A 22861-nucleotide genomic window follows, 5' to 3' on the forward strand; every position below is an offset into this window, starting at 1 on the left:
AGTTAAATTTTTACAACAAAAGGAGAGAAACATGAGCCGAACCCTCCGAGCCAGGGTTAGCGCAGCCCATATCCCCGCCTTCGCGGCGGCCCTCATCGCCATGGGCGCCGCCCCATGCCTCATGGCCCAGACCACCACGGCCATCCTCCGGGGCCACGTCCGGCTCGCCGGGAACGCCGTGGGCGGCGCCAGGGTCACGGCCGTGAACAAGGCCAAGGGCTTCACCACCATCGCGGTGGCCAAGGCCGACGGCACGTACCACCTCACGCTGGAGCCGGCGACCTACACCCTCACCGCCACCGCCCCGGGCTCCGGCACCGCCGTCAAGTCCGTGCGCGTGCAGGTGGGCCAGGCCCTCGACCTGGACTTCGCCCTGGCGCCCCAGGCCGCCGCGGTCGTGGAGGTCACGGGCTCCCTCGTCGAGCTCCGCTCCGCCGAAGTGGCCACCAACATCACCCTCGAGCAGCTCGAGGACCTGCCCCAGGGCAACCGCAACTTCCTGAACTACGCCGCCCTGGCCCCCGGCATCAAGCTCTCCAACGACGAGATGAACCAGTCCTTCTCCTCCGGAGGCCAGACCAACCAGCGCGTCAACATCTTCATCGACGGCGCCAGCTACAAGAGCGACCTCCTCTCCGGCGGCACCGTCGGCCAGGACAGCAGCCGCGGCAACCCCTTCCCCCTGGGCGCCGTGCAGGAATTCCGCGTGATGACCGAGAACTACAAGGCCGAATACCAGAAGGCCTCGGGCGCCGTCATCAGCGCCGTCACCAAGTCCGGCACCAACGACTTCCACGGCGACCTCTTCGTCTACTACCAGAACAAGTCCCTGGTCTCGAACAACTACTTCGCCGAGAAGCGCGGCCAGCCCAAGCCCGAATACTCCCGCACCCAGGAGGGCTTCAGCGCAGGCGGCCCGATCATCAAGGACAAGATGCACTACTTCGTGTCCTATGAAGGCAACCAGCAGAACCGCGACAACCAGGTCTTCCTGGGCGGCGGCAAAATCAGCGGCGCCTCGCCCGCCCTGGTGAGCCAGCTGAAGAGCTACGCCGGCAACTACGGCTCCCCCTTCCGGTCCAACCTCCTGTTCGCCAAGGTGGACTACCAGATCGACACCGCCCACGTGCTGGAGTACTCCCTCAACCTGCGCTCCGAGCACGAGAAGCGCGACTTCGGCGGCCAGACCACGTTCGAGAACGGTTCGGACATGTCCAACAAGGTCTTCACCACGAGCCTGAAGGACAAGTTCACCACGGCCAACTGGGTCAACGAGTTCATGGTCACCTACCAGAAATCGGAGTGGAATCCCAAGGCCATCAACCCCGATCTCGTCGCCAAGAACTACTTCGGCATCCTGGTCACCGGCGGCCACACCGACCAGCAGGACTTCGTCCAGAAGCGCATCTCCCTGCGCGACGACTTCTCCTACGTCGCCGTGGCGAACCACAGCTTCAAGTTCGGCGGCAACATCGACTTCATGGACTACGGGATCAAGAAGTACCAGGTGGGCAACCCCGTGTTCAACTTCGACCCCAACATCGACCCCACCCTCACCATCCCCTTCCAGGCCCAGTACGGCACGGGCAACCCCGACATGAGCGCCACCAACAAGCAGATCGGCTGGTACGCCCAGGACGACTGGAACGTCACCCCCCGCCTCCTGGTGAACCTCGGCCTGCGCTGGGACTTCGAGGCCGACATGTTCAACAAGGACTATGTCACCCCGCAGGCCGTGGTGACGGCGCTCGGCTCCACGTACGACTCCAAGTACTTCTCCAACGGCAGCCAGCGCAAGCCCTTCTACGGCGCCTTCCAGCCCCGCATCGGCTTCTCCTACGACGTCAAGGGCGACGGCACGGCGGTGGTGTTCGGCGGCGTGGGCCGCTACTACGACCGCGAGTCCTTCAACAACGTGCTCGACGAGCGCTTCCGCCTGCAGTACGGCGTGCGCACCTTCACCTTCTCCGCCGACGGTTCCCCCGTGAACGGCACCCCCGCCATCAAGTGGGACCCCAAGTACATGTCCAAGGACGGCCTGAACGGCCTCATCGCCCAGGGCGTGGCCCCCAACCCCGAGGTCTTCCTCCTCGACAACAACGCCAAGCCCGCCCACTCCGACCAGGTCAGCCTGGGCTTCCGGACGAAGGTCGGCAGCGTCAACGCCTCGGTCACCTTCACGGACGTGCGCAGCTTCGACGCGATCACCTGGAAGTGGGGCAACCGCGACGCCCAGCTGAACTACATCCCCGTCCCCGGCTACTCCAACGTCCTGCTCAGCGACACCAAGAAGACCTGGTACGACGCGATGTACGTGGTCGTGGAGAAGCCCTTCACCGAGGCCTCGGGCTGGGGCGCCGGCGTCCACTACACGCTCTCGAGCGCCAAGCAGACCGGCAACGACCTGTTCAGCCTCGATTTCGTCAACGCGGACGCCTACGGCAAGCACCCCACCGCCGACGACGAGCGCAACCGCCTGGTCATGGACGGCATCGTGAGCCTGCCCTTCGGCTTCCGCCTCAGCGGCCTGATCACCCTCAGCTCCGGCCTGCCCTACACCCTGTGGGACGTGACCAACGGCTGGGGCTACAACCAGCGCCACTTCCACTACAACGCCGGCCGCCCCCAGAAGTTCAGCTTCATCATCCCCGACGCCTGGGGCTACCGCTCCGTCGACCTGAAGCTCCAGAAGGACTTCCGGATCGGCAAGACCAAGCTGGGCGTGAACGTGGAGGCGCTCAACGTCTTCAACTATCACAACTTCATTTATGGCTGGGATTCGGGGTACATTGACGGATCCGCCGGCGCGGCCGCGAAGTTCGGCCAGCCCGTGGACGCCATGACCGGCCGCCGCATCCAGTTCGGCGCCACGTTCCAGTTCTGAGCAGGAAGGTCCAACCGACATGGGAACGTTTACATTTTTCACCAAGGCGTCCGTAGGCCTGGCGATGCTGCTGGCGGTGTCCACCGCCTGCGGCGCCGCCAAGCCCGCCCCTCCCGTGCCGGAGCTTTCGGACCAGGCATTCATTGAACTGCTGGAACAGCGGACGTTCCAGTTCTTCTGGGACACGGCGGATCCGGGGACGGGACTCATCCCGGACCGCCATCCCACCCCCTCCTTCGCCAGCATCTCGGCGGTGGGGTTCGGGCTCACCGCCTACGTCATCGGCGCCGAGCGCGGCTACGTCACCCGCGACCAGGCCGCGCAGCGGGTCCTCAAGACCCTGCGCTTCCTGGAGCGGGCCCCCCAGGGCCCCGATCCGGTCAACGCCTCGGGCTACCGGGGCTTCTACTACCACTTCCTCGACATGAAGACCGGGCTCCGGTTCAAGAACGTCGAGCTCTCCACCATCGACACGGCCCTGCTCATCGCCGGCGCCCTCACCTGCCAGGCCTACTTCGACCGGCCCGCCGAGGCCGAGATCCGCGCCATCGCGTCCCGCCTCAACGAGCGGGTCGAGTGGACCTGGGCCATGCCCCGCGCCAACCGCGTCAGCATGGGCTGGACGCCCGAGGAGGGCTTCAACACCTGGGACTGGCACGGCTACATGGAGGCGATGCTCCTCGAGTTCCTGGCCATGGGCTCGCCCACCCACCCCATCCCCCCCGCCGCCTGGCCCGAGTACACGAAGTCCCAGGTCTGGGGCACCTTCCAGGGCCAGGCCTCCTTCCAGTTCGGCCCGCTCTTCGGGCACCAGTTCTCCCACGTCTGGGTCGACTTCCGCGGCGTGCGCGACGCCTCCGCGGCGGCAGCGGGCATCGACTACGCCGAGGAGACCCGCCGGGCCACCCTGGCCCAACGTTCCTACGCCATGGCCAACCCCGGCAACTGGAAGGGCTACGGCCCGAACATCTGGGGCATCTCGGCCTGCGACGGACCCTCCGACGCCGTCCTCACCGTGGACGGGGTCCGTCGCACCTTTCTCACCTACGCCGCCCGGGGCGCCGCCGCGAACGGCATCCTGGACGACGGCACCATCACCCCCAACGCGGCCGCGGGCTCCCTGCCCTTCACGCCGGAGATCTCCCTGCCGGCCCTGCAGGAGATGCGCCGCCGCTTCGGGGACAGCCTCTTCTCGACGTACGGCTTCCTGGACGCCTTCAACGAGACCTTCCCCGCGGGGGCCCCGGCCCATCACGGGCGCAGCGTCCCGGGCCTGGGCTGGGTGGACACCGACTACCTGGGCATCGACCAGGGCCTGATCCTGGGCATGGTCGAGAACTACCGCTCGGGCCTGGTCTGGAGCCTTCTCAGGAAGGACCCCACGCTCCAGCGGGGCATGCGCCTGGCCGGGTTCAAGGGCGGCTGGCTCGACGTTTCCGCGGCGAAGAAGCCATGACCGGACGCCTCCGCGGGCTCCTCCTGGCCCTGGCGGCCGGGGCGGCCCTGGCCGCGCCTCCCCGGGTCCTGGACCGGTTCGAGACCGTCCAGGCCTGGAAGGCGGTCCCCTCCGACGGCGTGCTGCTGGCCCTTGGCGGCGCCGGCAGCCTGCGCATGGACTTCGACTTCCAGGGCCGGGGCGGCTACGCGGCCGCGCGCCGGAACCTGCCCCTCACCCTGCCCCCCAACTACGAGATCACCTTCGAGGTGCGCGGGGACTGCCCGCCCGAGAACCTGGAGTTCAAGCTGGTGGATCCCTCCGGAGAGAACGTCTGGTGGGTGCGCAGGCCCGCCTTCGCCTTCCCGAAGGCGTGGACCCGCGTGACGCTGAAGAAGCGCCACGTCTCGTTCGCCTGGGGCCCCGGCGGGGCCGATCCCACCCGCATCGCCTCCATCGAGTGGTGCGTCACCGCCGGCTCCGGCGGCAAGGGCCACGCCGAGTTCCGCGACCTGGCCATCCGCGAGCTGCCGGTGGACGTCCCCTACGACCGGACCCCGGCCGACACCCGGGGGCCCGGCTGGCGCCAGCTGGACTTCGAGATCCCGCGCGAGTTCGGCGGGCTCCGCATCGACTGGGCCGACCCGGGCCCCCGGGACTTCCGGGTCCTGGGCTCACCCGAAGGCTCAACCTGGACCACGCTCGCCGAGGTGCGCGGGGCGGCGGGCGCCGCCAGCCACCTGCTCCTTCCGGAAACGGAGGCGCGGTTCCTGCGGGTCGAAGGGGGCGCGGCGCGGTCCCTGGCCGTGCAGCCCCTGGCCTTCGGCGAGTCCTGGAACGCCGCCTTCGAGGCCATCGCCCGCAAGGCCCCGCGGGGCGACTATCCCCGGGCCTACCTGGGCGAACAGCCCTACTGGACCCTGGTGGGCGTCGACGGCGGGCTGGACTCGGCCCTCATGGGCGAGGACGGTTCCCTCGAGGCCGGCGCCGGGGGGCCCTCCGTCGAACCGTTCCTGTGGAGCGGCGGGAAACTCCTGGGCTGGGCCCAGGGGGAAACCTCCCAGTCGCTGGAGCGGGGCGCCCTGCCCATCCCTACCGTCACCCGCACCCACGGCGACCTGACCCTGCGCGTCACCGCCTTCGGGACCGGAACGCCCGCGGCGCCCGTCATCCGGGCCCGCTACCGGCTGTCGGCGGGCGCCAAGCCCTGGAAGGGCACCCTCTTCCTGGCCGTGCGCCCCTTCCAGGTGAACCCGCCCCTGCAGTTCCTGGGCACGCCCGGGGGCGCAACGGAGATCCGCGCCCTGGCCTTCGGCCCGGATTCGGCCGCCGTCAACGGCAAGCGCCTGCTGGTCTCCGCCACCCGCCCCGACGGGGCCGGCGCTGCCGGGTTCCACGGCGGCTCCATCGTGGACCATCTCCACCGGGGCGTCCTGCCCCCGGCCGCGGCCGTGGAGGACCCCGCCGGGCACGCCTCCGGCGCCTTCCGGTACGACGTGGACCTGGCCCCGGGCGGAACCCGCGACATCCTGGTGGACCTGCCGCTGGGCGACGCCGCCCCCCGGCCCCCCTTCGAGGCCGACCTGCGGGAGACCATCGCCTCCTGGGACGAGAAGCTCAACCGGGTGCGCGTCGACCTCCCCGAGCCCGGGGCGGCCGACACCCTCCGCACCTGCCTGGCCCACATCCTCATCAGCCGCAAGGGCCCCGCGCTCCGGCCCGGCACCCGCTCCTACGCCCGGAGCTGGATCCGCGACGGCGCCATGATGGCCGTTGCGCTGCTGCGCCTGGGCCACGCCCGGGAGGTGCGGGAGTTCATCGAGTGGTACGCCCCCAACCTCTTCCCCAACGGGAAGGTGCCCTGCGTCGTGGACGACCGCGGCGCGGACCCCGTGCCGGAGAACGACAGCCACGGCGAATTCCTCCACCTGCTGGCCGAGTACGCGCGCTTCACCGGGGACCGGGCCTTCCTGGCCCGGGTGTGGCCCCAGGGCCGGCGCGCGGCGGACTACATGGAAAGCATCCTGGAAAAGGACGGCATGATGCCGGCCTCCATCAGCCACGAGGGCTATTCCGCCAAGCCCATGCACAGCTACTGGGACGATTTCTGGACCCTGCGCGGCTTCAAGGACGCGGCCTGGATCTGCTCAGAGCTGGGGGACCCGGCCTCGGCCCGGCACTTCGAGGCCCTGCGGGACCGGTTCCGCGCGGACCTGCTGGCCTCCCTGCGCGCGACCATGGAGCGCGGCCGCATCGCCTGGCTCCCGGGGTGCGCGGAGCTGGCTGACTTCGACGCCACCTCCACCACGGTGGCCCTCCTGCCGGGAGGGGAGCTCCCCTTCCTGCCGAGGCCCGCCCTGGAGGCCACCTTCGGGGAGTTCTGGCGGCAGTTCCAGGAGCGCCGCAAGGGCGGCGCGCCCGAGGACCGCTACACGCCCTACGAGACCCGGATCATCGGCGCCTGCGCCCACCTGGGCTGGCCGGAGCGCGCCCGGGACCTGCTCGCGGCCTACCTGGAGGACCGGCGCCCCCTGGCCTGGAACCAGTGGCCCGAGGTGGTGCAGCGCGGCCTGCGCAGCCCGGTCTACCTGGGCGACCTGCCCCACGCGTGGGTGGGCTCGGACTACATCCGCTCCCTCCTGGCCCTCCTGGTGCTGGAGCGGGAGGATGCCGGCGCGCTGGAACTGGGGGCCGGGGTCCCGGAAGCCTGGTTCCGGAGCGGATTCAGCCTGGCGGGCCTGAGGGTCCCGGGCGGCGAGCTGGGCTATTCGGCCCGGGCGGAAGGGACGCGGGTCACCTACGTCCTCTCCGGCACGGCGCCCTGCCCTCCGGGGGGCCTTGTCCTCCGGTGGCCCCTGGCCGGGGCGTTCCGCCGGGCGCGGATCGATGGGAAGGTGATGGAAGGTCTCTCCGGAACGAGCGTGACCCTGCGGCGGATTCCCGCCACGGTGGTGATGGAACAGTGAAAAGGAAGTCGAAGTAATGGATAACCGTGGGCATCTTCTTTCCAATGGCCGGTACCGCGTCCTCCTGACGGAGCTGGGCACCGGATACTCCGAGTGCGCGGGGCAGGCCCTCACGCGCTGGAGGGGCGACGGCGTCGAGGACCCGGACGGCTTCTTCATCTACCTCAAGGACCTGGATTCCAACGAACTGTGGTCCGCCGGGCTCCGTCCGGCGCGGAAGGTCCCGGATTCCGCCGGCGCCTCGTTCCAGGACGGCCAGGCCACCCTGACCCGCGCGGACGGCGGCATCGAGACGACCCTGGAAGTGGCCGTGCTCCCCGGCCGGGACGCCGAGGCACGCCGCCTCACCCTCGCCAACCGCACCTCCCTGCCCCGGCGCATCGAAGTGACCTCGTGCCTGGAGGCGGTGCTCAACGAGCGCGGCGCCGACCTGGCCCACCCCGCCTTCTCCAAGCTCTTCGTGCAGACGGAGTGGTGCCCGGAGTCCCGGGCCCTCCTGGCCCGCCGCCGGCCCCGGGGGGCCGACGAGAAGCCCCGGTGGATGTGCCACTGGCTGGCCTCCGGCCCCGGGGGCCTGTCCTTCGCCACCGACCGCGCCGCCTTCCTGGGCCGCGGACGCACCCTCGCCGAGCCCGCGGCGCTCCTCGCAAGCGGCCCCCTCGCCGGCACCGCGGGTTCCGTCCTGGACCCGGTCCTGGCCCTGCGCTGCGTCCTGGAGCTCGCCCCCGGCGCCAGCGCATCCCTCACCCTGGGCCTGGGCTTCGCCCTGGAGCGGGAGGAGGCCATCGCGCTGTGCGCGGCGGAAACGCCCTTCCCACCCACGGGCGCGATCCGGCCGATCCGGCTTCCGGAGCCGGCCCTCTTCATCCCCAGGCCCTTCCGGCCCGCCGCCCTCCGCGAGCCGGAGACGTGCCTGGACAACGGCCTCGGCGGCTTCTCCCCGGACGGCCGCGAATACGTCATCCACGTGCGCCCCGGCGCGGACGGCCACCCCGTGCTGCCGCCCATGCCCTGGTCCAACGTCATCGCCAACGAGGGCTTCGGCTTCATCACCACGGAGCGCGGCATCAGCTGCTCCTGGGCGGGCAACAGCCGCCTGCACCGCCTCACCCCGTGGCACAACGACCCCATCGCCGACCCCCTCTCCGAGTCGCTCTACCTGCGGGACGAGGACAGCCGGGAGTTCTGGTCCCCCACCCCGGGGCCCTCCGGCCCGGGCATCGCCTTCACCGTGCGCCACGGCTTCGGCTCCACGCGCTGGGAGAGCTCCGTGGACGGCCTGGACCAGGACGTCACGGTCTTCGCGTCCCTCGAGGACCCGATGAAGGTCCTGAGCGTGCGCCTGGCCAACACCGGCGCCGCCAGGCGCCGCCTGACCCTGTTCTGGCACGCGCACCTGGTGCTGGGGGAGACCCCGGAGACCACCGCGGGCCTCGTGGAGACGGTGCGCGAGGGCGACGGCCTCTTCGCCTGGAGCACCGCCCCCGGCGCCTTCCGGGGCCGGGTGGCCTTCGCCTCCGTGGCCGGGGACGGCATCCTGCGCGCCGTGACCACCGACCGGGGCTCCTTCCTGGGGCGCCCCGGCAGCCCGTCGGAACCCGCCGCCGTCACCGGCGCGCGGCCCCTGGACGGGGCCACGGGCCGCGTGGCGGATCCCTGCTTCGCCTTCCAGCTGGAGGTTGAGCTGGAGCCCTTCGAGACCCGCACCTGCGTCATCGTCTCCGGCGAGGCCGCGGACCTGGCCGAGGCCCGGCGCCTTTCGGCCACCCGCCCCTCCCTGGCCGGGGTGCGCGACTACTGGGAACGGACGCTGGGCACACTCCAGGTCGAGACGCCCGAACCCGCCCTGGACCTCATGGTCAACGGCTGGCTCCCCTACCAGAACCTGGCCTGCCGCATGTGGGGCCGCACCGCCTACTACCAGTCCGGTGGCGCCTTCGGCTTCCGTGACCAGCTGCAGGATTCCGCCGGCCTGCTGTACCTGCTGCCGGGCCTCACGCGCAACCAGATCCTCCTGCACGCCGCCCACCAGTTCGTGGAGGGCGACGTGCTGCACTGGTGGCACCCCCCCATCGAGCAGGGCATCCGCACGCGCTTTTCCGACGACCTCCTGTGGCTGCCCCTGGTCACCGCCCACTACCTGCGCACCACCGGCGACTGGGGCATCCTGGCCGAGACCGCCCCCTACCTCACGGCCCGGGCCCTGCAGCCCGGGGAGGACGAGGCCTACCTGGTGCCGGAGGACTCCGGCACGCGCGGCAACCTCTACGGGCACTGCTGCCGCGCTCTCGACCTGGCCCTGGGCCGCACCGGCGCGCACGACCTGCCCCTGATGGGCACCGGCGACTGGAACGACGGCATGAACCGCGTCGGCAGGGAAGGCCGCGGCGAGAGCGTGTGGATGGCCTTCTTCCTCTATTCGATCCTGGAAGCCTTCGCCCCCGTCTGTGAGCGGCGCGGCGACCCGGACCGCGCCCGGCGGTTCCGGGAGCGCATGGCCTCCCTTTCGGCGGCCCTGGAGGCCTCGGGCTGGGACGGCGACTGGTACCGCCGCGCCTACTTCGACGACGGCACCCCCCTGGGCTCGGCCCAGAACCCGGAGTGCCGCATCGACTGCCTGGCCCAGGCCTGGGCCACCCTCTCCGGAGCCGTGCCGAAGGCCCGTTCCGAGCAGGCCCTGGCGGCCATGGAGGCCCATCTGGTGGACCAGGAGGCCGGCATGATCCGCCTGCTCACCCCCGCCTTCGACACGTTCCCCAACGATCCCGGCTACATCATGGGCTACATCCCCGGCGTGCGCGAGAACGGCGGGCAGTACACCCACGGCGCGCTGTGGGCCGTGAAGGCCGTGGCCGCCTCCGGCAGGCTGGACCGCGCCGCCTCGCTCCTGGCCATGCTGAGCCCCGTGTCCCACGGCCGAAGGCCCGCCACCTACCAGACCGAACCCTACGTGGTGGCCGCCGACGTCTACGGCGTGGCCCCCCACACCGGGCGCGGCGGCTGGACCTGGTACACGGGGTCGGCCGGGTGGATGTACCGCGTGGCCGTGGAGGACGTGCTGGGCTTCGGCCTGGAGGGCGGCGACACGATCCGCCTGCGGCCCGCCCTGCCCTCGGCCTGGGACCGGGCGCGCATCCGCTACCGCGATCCCCGCACCGGCGGCACGTACGACATCCTCCTGGAGCGCGCCGCGTCCATCCCGGAGGCGCGCCTGGACGGGCTGGCCCTGCCCTGGAGCCCGGAGATCCGCGTGCCCCTCGCCGCCGGTGACCACACGGTCGTCATCCGCGTGGGGGCGTGACCATGGGCTTCCCGAAAGGATTCCTCTGGGGCGTGAGCACCTCGGCCTACCAGATCGAGGGCTCCCCCCTGGCCGACGGGGCCGACCCCAGCAACTGGCAGCGGTTCTGCGCTCCCGGGGGCGCCGGCGCCCACCTGGCGCCCCGGGGCGACCGCGCCTGCGACCACTACCGCCGCTGGCGGGAGGACGTCGCCTTGATCCGGGAGCTGGGCTTCGGGTCCTACCGCTTCAGCGTTTCCTGGAGCCGCGTGATGCCCGGGGGCCGCGTCAACGCCGCGGGCCTGGACTTCTACCGCGGGCTCGCGGACGCCCTGCTGGAGGCCGGGATCCAGCCCCAGATCACCCTCCACCACTGGGACCTCCCGGCCGAACTGGAGGACCGGGGCGGCTGGCTCGACCCCGACCTGCCCGGACGGTTCGGGGACTACGCTCACGTCGTGGCCTCCGCTCTGGCGGACCGGGTGCCGATGTGGGCCACCCTCAACGAGCCCTGGGTGATGATGCACGAAGGCCACCTGACGGGCTCCCACCCGCCCTGCCACCGCGACTTCCGCGAGCTGCCCCGGGTCTCCCACAACCTGCTCCGCGCCCACGGCCTGGGTGTCCAGGCCTGCCGCGCCGCGGGGGCGCGTTCCGTGGGGCTGGTGGTGAACATCGAGCCCAAGCATCCCGCCTCCGATCGCCCCGAGGACCTCGCCGCGGCGGCTCGGGCCGACGCCTACATGAACCGGCAGTACCTGGACCCCGTCCTCCTCGGCCGCTACCCGGAGGAACTCCCGGAGCTCTTCGGAGCGGCCTGGCCCGAGTTCCCCGAAGACGACTTCAAGCTGATCCGCCAGCCCCTGGACTACCTGGGCGTCAACTACTACAGCCGCGGCATCACCCGCCACGACCCGGCGGCGCCCTTCGGAAGGTGGAGCGGCGTGCCCCACCCCACACACCTGCGCACGGAGATGGACTGGGAGGTCTACCCCGAAGGCCTCACGGAGACCCTGCTGTGGCTGAGGGAGCGGTACGGCGAAATGCCCCTCTACGTCAACGAGAACGGCGCCGCCTTCCGCGACCCCGACAAGGCCCCCCCGGGGGGCGTCCAGGATCCGCTGCGCGTCGACTACTTCCGCACCCACATCCTCGCCGTGCGGGACGCCATCGACCGGGGCGCGGACGTGCGGGGCTATTCCGCGTGGTCCCTGCTGGACAACTTCGAGTGGGCCCTGGGCTTCGAGAAGCGCTTCGGCATCGTGCACGTGGACTACGACACCCTGGAACGCACCCCCAAGGCCAGCGCGCGCTTCCTGTCCGGAGTGGCGCGCTCCAACGGACAGAGCCTCTACCCCCCGAGGTAGGCCTCCTTCACCCTCGGGTCCCCCTCCAGGTCCGCCGCCGGGCCCTCCAGGACCATGCGGCCGTTCTCAAGGACATAGCCCCGGTGCGCGATCTTCAGCGCCATGCGGGCGTTCTGCTCCACCAGCAGCATCGTCGTGCCACGCGCGTTGATGTCCTGCAGGGCCCGGAACACCTCCTTCACCAGCAGCGGGGAGAGCCCCATGCTCGGCTCGTCCAGGAGCATCACCCGGCAGTCCGTCATGAGCGCCCGGGCCACGGCCAGCATCTGCTGCTCGCCTCCGGACAGCGTCCCGCCCAGCTGGGCGAGCCTTTCGGCCAGGCGCGGGAAGAGTCCGAAGACCCGGTCGTAGGAGGCCTTCAGGCGCGCGCCGTCCTTCCGGGTCCAGGCGCCCAGGGCGAGGTTCTCCTTCACGGTCAGGCTGGGGAAGATGCCGCGGCCCTCGGGCACGTGGGCGATGCCCAGGGCCACCCGGCGGTGGGCGGGGACCTGCCTGAGGCTCTGGTCCCGGTAGCGGACATCGCCCCCGCGGATGGGGATCATGCCGGAGATGGCCCGCAGGGTGGTGGACTTGCCGGCGCCGTTGGCACCCAGGAGCGAGACGATCTCGCCCTCCCGGATCTCGAGCGTGACGCCGTGCAGGGCCTGGATGGCCCCGTAGGCCACGGACAGGTTCTCGACGCGGATGCAGGTCATGCTTCCTCCACCCCGAGGTAGGCCTCGATCACCAGCGGGTCCCGCACCACGTCCCGGGGGGCGCCGGCGGCGATGGTCTGGCCGAAGTCCAGCACCTGCACGAAGCCGCACAGCTCCATCACCACGGGCAGCTGGTGCTCGATGAGGAGGATGGCCAGGGGGAAGTCGTCGTGCACCTTCCGGATGAGGCCGATGAGCTGCTCCACTTCGCGCGGGTTCATGCCGGCGGCGGGCTCGTCCAGGAGGAGGACCTTGGGGCCCGTGGCCAGGGCCCGGGCGATCTCCAGGCGCCGCTGCTCGCCGTAGGGGAGGCTGCCGGCGAGTTCATCCCGCACCCCGGCCAGGCCGAAGCGCTCCAGGTGCTCCAGGGCCTCGGCCAGGAGCGCCGCTTCGCCGCGCCGGAACGCGCCCGTGCGGAAGACCGCGTCCCGGAGGCGGTACCCGGCCCTGGCGTGGAGGGCCTGGGCGATGTTGTCCAGCACGGTCATCTGCGCGAAGAGCCGGATGTTCTGGAAGGTGCGGGCGATGCCGGCGCGGGCGATGGCGTCGGGGGAGAGCCTCGTGAGGTCCAGGTCCCCCAGCGCCATGGTGCCGCTGTCGGCGGGATAGACGCCGGTGAGCAGGTTGAAGGTGGTGGTCTTGCCGGCCCCGTTGGGGCCGATGACGCCCTGGATGTCGCGCGCGCCCAGGTCCAGGCAGAAGCCGGCCACGGCGGTGAGGCCGCCGAAGGCCTTGGTGAGGTTCTCCAGGCGCAGGACGGTCATGGGGCCTTCCTGAGCCAGGCCCATTCCCTGTTGCCCATGAGCCCGTACTGCCGGGTGAGCATGATGAGGATCAGGATCAGGGGGCTGATGAGCATCCGCCATTCCGTGAGCTGGGGCGCGAAGGCGCTCAGCAGGTTGCGCAGGACCTCCATGAGGACCGTGTAGGCCACCACCCCCAGGATGGACCCCGAGAGGCTGGCCATGCCGCCCAGGTAGAGCATCACGAGGATCTCGGTGGTCTTGATGTAGTCGAAGCTGCGGGGGGTGATGAACTGCTGGTTCTGGGCCCAGAGGCCCCCGGCCAGTCCCGCGAAGGCCGCGGCCAGGGTGAACACCTGGTTCTTGGCGCGGTTCACGGCCACCCCCATGAGCTCGGCGGCGATGGCGTTCTCGCGGATGGACACCCACACCCGCCCGAAGCTGGACTGGATGAGGTTGCGCAGGACCGCCAGGGTGACCACCGCGCACACCGCCACCGCGAAAAAGCTCGTGTTCTTCGGGATGCCCGTGAAGCCCCGGGGCCCGCCCACGAAGTCCAGGTTCTGGATGGCGTTGACGATGATCATGTTGAAGCCCAGGGTGATGATCGCCAGGTAGTCGCCCACGGTCTTGAAGGTCAGCAGCCCCACCAGCCACCCCACCAGGGCCGCGGCGGCCATGGCCCCGCCCAGGGTCGCCACCAGGATGCAGAAGGGCCCGACCACCGGCGGCAGGTCCGCGGCCGCGGGCAGCACCCGCGTGGCCAGCAGCGCCGCGGTGTAGGCCCCCACCGCCATGAACCCGGCGTGCCCCAGGGCGAACTCGCCCAGGTAGCCGTTGAGCAGGTTCAGGCTGGCCACCAGGATGATGTTCATGCCGATGATCGTCAGGAGGTGCAGGTAGTAGGGGTTGAGCACGTCCGGGAAGACCCCCCCGTCCACCGCCAGCTGCAGCCCGAGCGAGACGGCGAGGGCCGCGGCGCACACGATCGGGAACTTGATCCGGCCCATGCTACACCTTCCTCATGCCGGGCTTGCCCATGATGCCCCAGGGCCACACCAGCAGCAGCAGGATCAGCAGGCCGAAGGCGATGCCGTTCTTCAGGTTGGAGGAGAGGTACGCCACCGTCGCCACCTCCACCCCCGCCAGGAGGAAGGAGCCCAGCACCGCCCCCTCGATGGAGCCGATGCCGCCGATGACCGCGGCGATGAAGGCCTTCCAGCCCAGGTCGATGCCCATGTAGGGGTCGAGGGCGTAGGCCTGCCCGTAGAAGATCCCGCCCGCCGCCGCCAGGGCCGAGCCGATGGCGAAGGTGCCCGCGATGATCAGGTTGAGGTTCACGCCCATGAGCGGCACCACGTCCTTGTTGTCGGCCACGGCGCGCATGGCCGTGCCCACCAGGGTGCGGTTCACCACCAGCCAAAGGATCGCCATGAGGGAGAAGGACACCAGGATGATCAGCACCTTGTCCCAGGTGACGTAGACCCCCAGGTGCCCCTGGAGCCAGGCCACGGAGGCCGTGGGCATGCCGGAGCGGATCTGCCGGGTCTCGGGACCCACGGTCAGGCGCACCAGGTTCTCCAGGAAGATCCCCACGCCCAGGGTCGTGATGACCACGGACATGCGGTTGGCGTTGCGAAGCCTCCGGTAGGCCACGCGCTCCACCAGCACGCCGGCCAGGGCCGTGAGGATCATGGCCAGCGGCATCATGACGTACACCGGCAGCCAGGGCAGGCGCACGCCGATGAGCAGCCCGATGAAGCCCCCCAGCATGAAGATGTCCCCGTGGGCGAAGTTGATCAGGCGGATGATGCCGTAGACCATGCTGTAGCCCAGGGCGATGAGGGCGTACACCGCCCCCAGCTGCGCGACGTTGAGGAGCTGCTGGACGAGGACGCCCATTCAGGGATTGACCGCGCTGTCGAAGACGAACTTGCCCTTCTCGATCCGGATGACCACGGCGCCCTTCACCGGGTCGCCGGTGCCCGCGAACGAGATCGCGCCCGTGACCCCCTGGAACCCCGAGGTGGCGGCCAGGGCGTCCCGGATGGCCCGGGGGTCGGCCTTGCCCGCGGTGGCCACGGCCTGGAGGAGGAGCCGCGCCGAGTCGTAGGTGAGGGCGGCGGCGGCGTCGGGCACCGCCTTGAACCGGGCGGTGTACTTCGCGATGAACGTCCTGGCCACGGGGCTGTCGGCGTCGGGCGAGTAGTGGTTGGAGAAGTAGGCGCCGTCCATGACCGCGCCGCCCAGCTTGACCAGCTCGGGGTTGTCCCAGCCGTCGCCTCCCAGGATCGTGGCGGTGAGCCCCAGCTTGCGGGCCTGCTGCACCTGGAGGGGCACCTCGTTGAAGTAGTTGGGGAGGAAGAGCACCTCGGGGTTGGCGCCCTTGACCTTGGTGAGCTGGGCCGAGAAGTCGGTGTCCTTGGTGTTGTAGGTCTCGAAGCCCACGATCCTCCCGCCCAGCCGGGTGAACTCGTCCCGGAACACCTCGGCGATGCCCTTGTTGTAGTCGCTGGCCACGTCGAAGACCACCGCGGCGGTCCTGGACTTGAGCCGGCCGGTGGCGAACTGGGCCACCACGCGGCCCTGGAACGGGTCGATGAAGCAGGCCCGGAAGATGAACTTCCGCCCCTTGGTGACGTTGGGATTGGTGGACCAGGGCGTCACCTGGGGGATCCGCGCGGCCTCGGCGATGGGGGCGCCCGCGTTGGAGCACTTGCTGGACTGGGAGCCGATGATGGCCACCACCTTGTCCTGGCTGATGAGCTTCTGGAAGACCGTGGCCGTGGACTCGGGCTTGTTCTCGTCGTCCTCCACGATGAAACGCACCTTCATCTGCCGGCCGCCCAGGGTGAGGCCCGCGGAGGCCTCCTCCTGCACCAGCGTGATGGCGTTCCGGGTGGATTGCCCCAGGGCCGAGATGTCCCCGGTGAGGGGCGCCGAGACGCCGATCTTGAGCTCGTCCCCCTTGGGCTTGCAGCCGGACAGGACCAGCAGGATCGGCAGAAGCAAGGCGGATTTCATGCTGATGGTCCTCGGGGCTAGGGGTAGACGTCACCGCCCCGAATCGGGCGGACTGGGATCAGGCTGGGGGGAATCGCTGGCCCAGAATAACCTGAAAACGGTCCCAGGGACCCCCTCAGCCCCGGAGGCCCGCCGTGAGCTCGTAGGACCGCAGCCGCGCGGCCGGGTCGAAGATCTGGGAGGTGATCATCAGTTCATCCGCCCCGGTGCGTTCGATGAATTCCTCAAGCCCCCTCGCGACCGTTTCCGGGCCGCCCGTGGCACAGCAGGCCAGGATCTGGCCCAGCAGCGCCTGTTCCTGGGGACCGAGCCGCTCCCGGTATCCGTCCACGGGGGGCGGCAGGCGTGTGGGCCGGCCGCTGCGCAGGTTCACGAAGGCCTGCTGGGTGGACGTCGCCAGGAACCGGGCCTCCGCGTCGGTGTCCGCCGCGAAGACATTGAAGCCGAGCATGACGTACGGCCGCTCCAGACGCACGGAAGGCTTGAACCGGGCGCGGTACAGGTCGAGGGCCTGCATCAGGGAGGCCGGCGCGAAGTGGGAGGCGAAGGCGAAGGGCAGCCCCAGGGCCGCGGCCAGCTGCGCGCCGAAGGTGCTGGACCCCAGGATCCACAGCGGCACCTCCAGCCCGGTGCCGGGCACCGCCCGCACCCCCAGCCTGGGCTCGCTGGAGAAGTAGTCCATCAGCTCGAGCACATCCCGGGGAAAGGCGTCGGGGTCCGAGGCGAGATCCCGCCGCAGGGCCCGCGCCGTGGCGGGGTCGGACCCGGGCGCCCGCCCCAGGCCCAGGTCGATGCGGCCGGGAAAGAGGGCTTCCAGGGTTCCGAACTGCTCGGCGATGACCAGGGGCGAATGGTTGGGCAGCATGATGCCGCCGGCGCCGACCCGGATCGTGCGGGTCCCCGCGGCCACGTGCCCGATGAGGACGGCCGTGGCGGCGCTGGCGATGCCGGGCATGCCGTGGTGCTCGGCCAGCCAGTAGCGGTGGTAGCCCCAGCGCTCGGCGTGCTGGGCCAGGGCGAGGGTGTTCCGGAAGGACTGGCCCGCGTCCCCCCCTTCGGTGATCGGTGCGAGGTCCAGGATCGAGAAGGGAATCATGGACCCACTCTACCCCGGCCCGCGCCAAAAGGCCCCCGCAACCGCGGGGGCCTTCCGGGGAGGGAAGCCGGCAGCTACTTCCCGAGCACCGTCTTGATCTGACCCACCTTCTTCTGGATCTTGCCGGCCACCTTCTCGTTGGCGCCGGCAATCTCCACATCCTTCTGTCCGGTCAGCCTGCCGGCGACTTCCTTGAGCTTGCCCTTGGCTTCGGTGAGACTGCCCTGGACCTTGTCCTTCATTCCGCTCTTCATCGAACGCTCCTTGAATCGGTGTCCTGTGTTCCACCCCCGCCGGCCGGCGCCGGCGCGGTCCTGCTACCGCTCCCAGCGGCCGGCTTCGTACCGGTAGCCGTCGTGCTCATGGTGGTACCGGGGCCGGACCCAGTGGGCGCCCCGTTCCCGGGGCTCTTCCCAGCGTCCGCGCGACCAGGCCCACGCGTCGTTCTGGCGTTCCCAGTAGCCGCCGACCCAGTGATGGTGCCTGCCCGGGCGGCGTCCCCGCCGTTCCATGCGAGGCCTGGGGGGAGCGTCATGGGCATAGCCCATGCCGATGGGGCCCACGTGCACGCCCAGGGTTGTCTGGGCGGGGCTGGGCGTCCCCGTGCCCAGGAGGAGGGCCAAGGGGATAACGAATGTTGCCAACTGCTTGATCATGAGGGCTCCTTGTCCACGTCCTGAACCATGCATTTGGCGTGCCCAAGACATACCTCATGGTTTTGCAGCATTAACATGCCATCGCATCCCGTGCCCGGGCCGGGGGTACTCCAAATTGATGACCACGGAATCATCCTGATCGGCCCGGGCATCCGGCCTCGAAGGCGCGGATCACCAGGAGCGCCTCGGCCAGGTTCATCTCGTTGGCCTCCAGCAGCTTCTCCACCAGATGCGCCGTCAGGGGCTGGAGCCCGGCGAGGATGGCCCTGGTCTCGCCGTACAGGCGCTCGCTCTGGGCTTCCATGATGGCGCGGGTCTCCTCGTCCACCTCGCCTCCGGACGCGTCCGGACGGAGGGCGCCGAAGTTGAGGCGGGTCTTGCGGTACATGCCCATTTCGCCGATGGCGTGGTGCAGCAGCTTCGTCGCGCGGGTGATGTCGTTGTGGGCGCCGTTGGTCGTCCCCTCCTCGCCGAAGAACAGCTCCTCGTTCGCCATGCCGCCCAGGAGCACCCGCACCTCCTGCTCGATGTCGCCCTTGGTCTTGAGCAGGTTGGCGCCCTCCTTGTGGAAGACGAACCCCAGGGCGTTGGTGCGCGGGTTGGCCTTGAGCGAGATCTTGATGGTCCGCACCTCGGCCAGCATGAGGTCCCAGTCGTCGCCGGTGCGCCTGCGCTCGTGCGCGAGGTCCACCAGGAAGTGCCCCCACTCGTGGGTGGCGATGATGCGTCGATCGCGCTGGCGTTCCTGGGTGGTGTGGATGTTGACGTTCCCCACCAGCACGCGTTCGGCGGCCCGCATCAGCGTCCCCGCGTCGATCATCTCGCCCGCCTGCACCGCGAGGATGCCCGCCTGGTTGACGATGGTCTCCAGGTCCGCCGGGCTGCGGCCTTCGGTCACGGCCACCAGGTGGCGGAGGTCGAGGCCGGGCAGCACCTTGCCGGAGCGCTGGGCGAGGTAGTGGCCGAAGATGGCCTGCCGCTCCTCCGGATTGGGCATGCGGAAGTCCACCTTCATCTGGAAGCGGCGCAGCATGGCCTCGTCCATCGCCATGGTCTCGCTGTTGAAGTTGCTCGCCACGATCCAGATGATCTCGCACCCGTTCCGGCTGCGCACCCCGTCCAGCACGGAAAGGAAGGTGTTGGCGGTGTCGTCGTCGAACTTCCGGCGTCCGCCGCGCTTCATGAAGAGGTCCTGGGCCTCGTCCAGGAAGACGATGCAGCGCCGGCGCCGCTTGGCCAGGGCCAGGATGCGGGTCAACGTGTCGGAGCCCCCGGCGACGAGCCCCGTCTCGAGGTTGGCCGCCGAGTGGAAGAGGATCGGCAGCCGCAGCTCCTTGGCCAGGTAGCTGGCCAGCTTGGTCTTGCCCGTCCCGGCGGGGCCGCTGAACATGACGTTGAAGGGGCGGGCGATGCCGTATTCGGCGTAGATGGCCCGCCTCTGGTACTGGTCCTTGATCTGGGCCACCTCGGCCTTGATGTCGTCCATGCCCACCAGATCGTCGAGGGAACCCTGCACCTTCGACGGCTCGATGAACGCCAGGGTCTTGAACTGCCCCCGGAACTGGTGGAACAGGATCGCCAGCACGCTGACGATGAGCACGGCCGACAATAGGCCGCTGGCCACCGTCCGCCAGGCGTTCTTCTCCGACTGCGGGCGGGCGCCGGCGAAACGCGTGTCCAGGCGCTCGACCAACCGCAGGCTGGCGGACCGGAGCTCGCTGCGCGGGATGAAGACGAGCTTGCCGCCCCAGGCGGCCGTGACCGCCTTGTCGGTGAGGATCCGGGTTTCCATGTCGCTGGGGTAGTACGCGTACTGCCGGCCGCCGGATTCGATGAGGAGGATGCGCTCGGACAGGTCCCACATCAGGGGCCGGTAGATCACATTGATGCGCTCCACCGGATGGGTCTCCAGGAAGCCCAGCGCCGAACCCGTGCCGAACACCACCGGCAGCGCGTCGTTCAGCGACCACGGCCCCTCCCCCGCTCCCCCTCCGGTAGCCATGGCGTCCACCTGGACCGCGAGGGCGGTCCGGTGGCGGAGGACATGGATGCCATAGGCTGCCCCGGCCGGGACCAGGAGGACCAGGGCCAGCAGCGCAAGGCGCAGGGCCGGGGACCGGTTCCCGAACCAGGCCAGCAGACGTCTTGCGGCCTCCCCTGCCCTGCCGCCGGGTTTGGAAGGACCGGACATGGCCGGCCTAGAGGATCTTCCGGCCCTGGGCCAGCTGGATGACGAGGACCACGACGGCGAGCACCAGCAGGATATGGATGAACCCGCCCATGGTGTAGGCGCTGACGAGGCCCAGGGCCCAGAGAACGATCAGTACGACTGCGATGGTCCACAACATGACGTGCCCCTTCAGAATGGAACCGAACCGCGCCGGAGGCGCGGCGGAAGGGACGAAGCACCTTTCGGGCCACTATCCATATGCCTCGGATCATTGGGGTTTAAAATCAGGCGACCCGGGGGGCCGATCATTCTGAACCCCACGCCGATCGATTCCGCTCCCGACACCCGCCCCCGGGACCTTCAGCCCCCGGAGGCGGTCTTGACGAAGGTGATCAGGTCGCCGTCCGCGAGCCGGACGCCCTCCCGCCGGTGGGCCACCAGGACACCGTTGACCGCGATGGCGGCCACGCCGGCCATGCGGTCGAAGGCCTCCCCCTGGTCCCCGAACCGGCCCCGCGCCTCCCTGAGGACCTCCGCCACGGTGCGCGGGGCCTCCATGGGGATCGACCGGGTCCCCAGGACCTTGGCCATGTCGTAGGTCAATTCGACGGTGATGGTCATAGGCGCACCTTGAGCCGCCTGAGGGTCTCCGGGAGGGGCACCCCGTGCTCGTCCCAGCCGCGCAGGCGGTAGTACTGGGGCAGGAGCCGGTCCAGCGGGTGCCCCGAGGTCATGTGCTTGTACAGCGGCTCGTGGAGGATCCGGTCCGGCAGCGTGTCGTCGGCGCCGGTCAGGCCTTCCCGCAGGTTGTACATGCGCTCCAGGTTGAAGATCCGCGCGCCGATCTCCTGGAGGTGCCCCGAGGTGATGCGCATGCCGGTGACCCGGGACAGCCACTTGTCCATCCAGGTCACCTGCAGGAGCTTGCCGCTCATGATCCAGCGGTAGGCGGGCCCGCTGTTCTCGAAGAGCACCCGGGCCAGCCGGTGGACCCAGCCGCTGGGCTTGAGGGCGTGCACCTGCCGGGGGATCAGGCCGTACGTCGTGAAGATGCACAGCACCATGGAGTTCACGGCGCAGGCCAGGTTCTGCTGCACCACCGGGAGCTCGGCCTTGAGCTTGAGGTTCTGGGGATTGATGGTCAGGGGGCCGGTGCTCTCGAAGTACATGCTGGCGCCCTGCACGTGGCAGCCGCCGCGGTTGGTGGTGGCGTATTCCACGCCCTGGGCGAAGGAGCCCCGGGGGTCGTAGGCCGAGAGCTCCAGGCCCTTGACGTGCATGGCGAATTCCTTGCCGCCGTACTTCAGGCTCAGGCGCCGGGTCCCCTCCGCCAGCTCGTCGCCCATCCCGCGCCTGTGGGCGATGGCCTCGATCATCTCCGCCACCCCTTCGGGACTGCCGAACGTCAGCCCCGTGGAAAGCAGGCCGCGCTGCTGGAGCTCCATGGCGAACCCGAGGGTCACCCCGAGGCTGATGGTGTCCAGGCCCAGTTCGTCGGCCATCCAGTTCCAGCGGTTCACCTCGGCCAGGTCGGTGATGCCCAGGTTGGTGCCCATCATCCCGGCGGTCTCGTACTCGGGGCCCTTGACCCGCCCGGCCCCCGGGACCTCCACCTCCCGGCCGCAGGCCACCGGGCAGTGGAGGCAGCTGGAGCGGACGCCCACCAGGCCGTGGTCCTCGAGGTATTCGCCCGAGAGGTTCATGGCCCCGGGGTGGTGCCCCGCCTGGAAGTTGCGGGTGGGGATCATGTTGCGGCCGTTGGTGGTGTTGACGATGCCCATGGTCCCGAAGCGCCGCAGCTTTTCGCCGAGGACCGGGTGCCCCTTGAACACCTGCCGGACCCACTGCGTGTAGGTCTTGAAGCCCGCCTCGTCCGCCATCTCCAGCTTGCGGGTGCCCTGCGCCGAGAGGGCCTTGAGGCCCTTGGAGCCCATGACCGCCCCCACGCCGCAGCGCCCCGCGATGCGGGCGTCCGAGACGATGCCGGCGTAGAGGACCCTGTTCTCCCCCGCGGGTCCGATGACCGCGTGGTGCATGCCCCTGCCCAGGGCCTTCTGGGTCGCCCCGGTGCCCAGCCCCCACAGGTCCGAGGCGTCCAGGAACCGCACCGCGTCCGTGTCGCCGTCGATCTCGACGCGCACCGGGACGCCGGACCGCCCTTGCACCACCACCACGTCGATGCCGGCCTTCTTCAGCCCGAAGGCGAACGAGCCCCCGCAGGCCGAGCTCCCGATCCCCCCGGTGAGGGGGCTCTTGCAGACCACCGCGAACCGGTTGGACTGGGGCGCCAGGGACCCGTTGAGGGGCCCGGTGGCAAATATCAGGGGGTTCTCCGGCCCCAGGGGATCGATCCCCGGGCGGGTCAGGTCGTAGAGCAGCCGCGTCCCGTAGCCCTTGCCGCCCAGGTACAGGCGGGCGATGTCCTCGTCCAGCGGCCTGAAGGCGAAGGTGCGGGCTTCCAGGTCGATTTCCAGCACGCGCCCGGCGAATCCCTTGATCACGTCCACCTCCCGGTTTTCGGCTTGGCGAGCGAAGTATAGCTTAA

At 70.1% G+C, this 22861-nt stretch carries 17 protein-coding genes; 5 read left to right on the forward strand and 12 right to left on the reverse strand.

Features of this window, described 5'->3' with window-relative positions; genetic code table 11:
* Nucleotides 1-31 precede the first annotated feature (31 nt).
* Genes RAH40_RS10295 through RAH40_RS10315 form a run of 5 tightly spaced genes read left to right on the forward strand, consistent with a single transcriptional unit; the run spans nt 32 to nt 11932 of the window.
* Nucleotides 32-2884 carry a carboxypeptidase regulatory-like domain-containing protein gene (locus RAH40_RS10295; RefSeq protein ID WP_306602023.1) on the forward strand — a complete coding sequence of 951 codons (2853 nt, stop codon included), beginning with the start codon at nt 32-34 and terminating at the stop codon, nt 2882-2884.
* A 19-nt stretch (nt 2885-2903) separates the two neighbouring features.
* Nucleotides 2904-4340: a glucoamylase family protein gene (locus tag RAH40_RS10300; RefSeq protein ID WP_306602024.1), complete on the forward strand. Its 1437-nt coding sequence runs from the start codon at nt 2904-2906 to the stop codon at nt 4338-4340.
* Nucleotides 4337-7285, forward strand: coding sequence for a hypothetical protein (locus RAH40_RS10305; RefSeq protein ID WP_306602025.1), 2949 nt, complete (start codon nt 4337-4339; stop codon nt 7283-7285). Before RAH40_RS10300 ends, RAH40_RS10305 begins: the two co-directional genes overlap by 4 nt.
* A gap of 16 nt (nt 7286-7301) precedes the next feature.
* Entirely contained in the window at nt 7302-10586 is a 3285-nt protein-coding gene (locus tag RAH40_RS10310) for a GH36-type glycosyl hydrolase domain-containing protein (protein WP_306602026.1), read from the forward strand.
* A gap of 2 nt (nt 10587-10588) precedes the next feature.
* A complete protein-coding gene (locus tag RAH40_RS10315) occupies nt 10589-11932 on the forward strand; it encodes a GH1 family beta-glucosidase (protein WP_306602027.1) in 1344 nt (447 codons plus the stop codon).
* Here the strand turns inward: RAH40_RS10315 and RAH40_RS10320 are convergent.
* From RAH40_RS10320 to RAH40_RS10375, 12 genes are all read right to left on the reverse strand, one after another.
* The gene (locus tag RAH40_RS10320) at nt 11917-12627 is read right to left on the reverse strand and encodes an ABC transporter ATP-binding protein (RefSeq protein WP_306602028.1); all 711 of its coding nucleotides are present in this window, start codon (nt 12625-12627) and stop codon (nt 11917-11919) included. The two genes, RAH40_RS10315 and RAH40_RS10320, sit on opposite strands and share 16 nt — an antisense overlap.
* Nucleotides 12624-13391: an ABC transporter ATP-binding protein gene (locus RAH40_RS10325; protein WP_306602029.1), complete on the reverse strand. Its 768-nt coding sequence runs from the start codon at nt 13389-13391 to the stop codon at nt 12624-12626. The genes RAH40_RS10320 and RAH40_RS10325 overlap by 4 nt, the downstream gene beginning before the upstream one ends.
* Nucleotides 13388-14380 carry a branched-chain amino acid ABC transporter permease gene (locus tag RAH40_RS10330; RefSeq protein WP_306602030.1) on the reverse strand — a complete coding sequence of 331 codons (993 nt, stop codon included), beginning with the start codon at nt 14378-14380 and terminating at the stop codon, nt 13388-13390. Before RAH40_RS10330 ends, RAH40_RS10325 begins: the two co-directional genes overlap by 4 nt.
* 1 nt (nt 14381) lies before the next feature.
* Nucleotides 14382-15272 carry a branched-chain amino acid ABC transporter permease gene (locus RAH40_RS10335; protein WP_306602031.1) on the reverse strand — a complete coding sequence of 297 codons (891 nt, stop codon included), beginning with the start codon at nt 15270-15272 and terminating at the stop codon, nt 14382-14384.
* Complete coding sequence (locus tag RAH40_RS10340) at nt 15273-16394, reverse strand: ABC transporter substrate-binding protein (protein WP_306602032.1); 1122 nt, start codon at nt 16392-16394, stop codon at nt 15273-15275. It abuts the gene before it with no gap.
* A 115-nt stretch (nt 16395-16509) separates the two neighbouring features.
* Nucleotides 16510-17490, reverse strand: coding sequence for an LLM class flavin-dependent oxidoreductase (locus RAH40_RS10345; RefSeq protein WP_306602033.1), 981 nt, complete (start codon nt 17488-17490; stop codon nt 16510-16512).
* A 74-nt stretch (nt 17491-17564) separates the two neighbouring features.
* Nucleotides 17565-17744 carry a CsbD family protein gene (locus RAH40_RS10350; RefSeq protein WP_306602034.1) on the reverse strand — a complete coding sequence of 60 codons (180 nt, stop codon included), beginning with the start codon at nt 17742-17744 and terminating at the stop codon, nt 17565-17567.
* 63 nt (nt 17745-17807) lie between these two features.
* Nucleotides 17808-18146, reverse strand: a complete 339-nt coding sequence (locus RAH40_RS10355; RefSeq protein WP_306602035.1) for a hypothetical protein — start codon at nt 18144-18146, stop codon at nt 17808-17810.
* A 130-nt stretch (nt 18147-18276) separates the two neighbouring features.
* Nucleotides 18277-20337, reverse strand: a complete 2061-nt coding sequence (locus RAH40_RS10360; RefSeq protein ID WP_306602036.1) for an AAA family ATPase — start codon at nt 20335-20337, stop codon at nt 18277-18279.
* Between the two features lie 7 nt (nt 20338-20344).
* Entirely contained in the window at nt 20345-20494 is a 150-nt protein-coding gene (locus RAH40_RS10365; protein ID WP_306602037.1) for a lmo0937 family membrane protein, read from the reverse strand.
* 182 nt (nt 20495-20676) lie between these two features.
* Nucleotides 20677-20937 (reverse strand): MoaD/ThiS family protein, encoded by a 261-nt coding sequence (locus RAH40_RS10370; RefSeq protein WP_306602039.1) that lies wholly within the window; start codon nt 20935-20937, stop codon nt 20677-20679.
* Nucleotides 20934-22817, reverse strand: a complete 1884-nt coding sequence (locus RAH40_RS10375; protein WP_306602040.1) for an aldehyde ferredoxin oxidoreductase family protein — start codon at nt 22815-22817, stop codon at nt 20934-20936. The genes RAH40_RS10370 and RAH40_RS10375 overlap by 4 nt, the downstream gene beginning before the upstream one ends.
* Between the last annotated feature and the right edge of the window lie 44 nt (nt 22818-22861).

The sequence above is a fragment of the Geothrix sp. 21YS21S-2 genome (assembly GCF_030846775.1).
GTDB lineage: Bacteria > Acidobacteriota > Holophagae > Holophagales > Holophagaceae > Mesoterricola.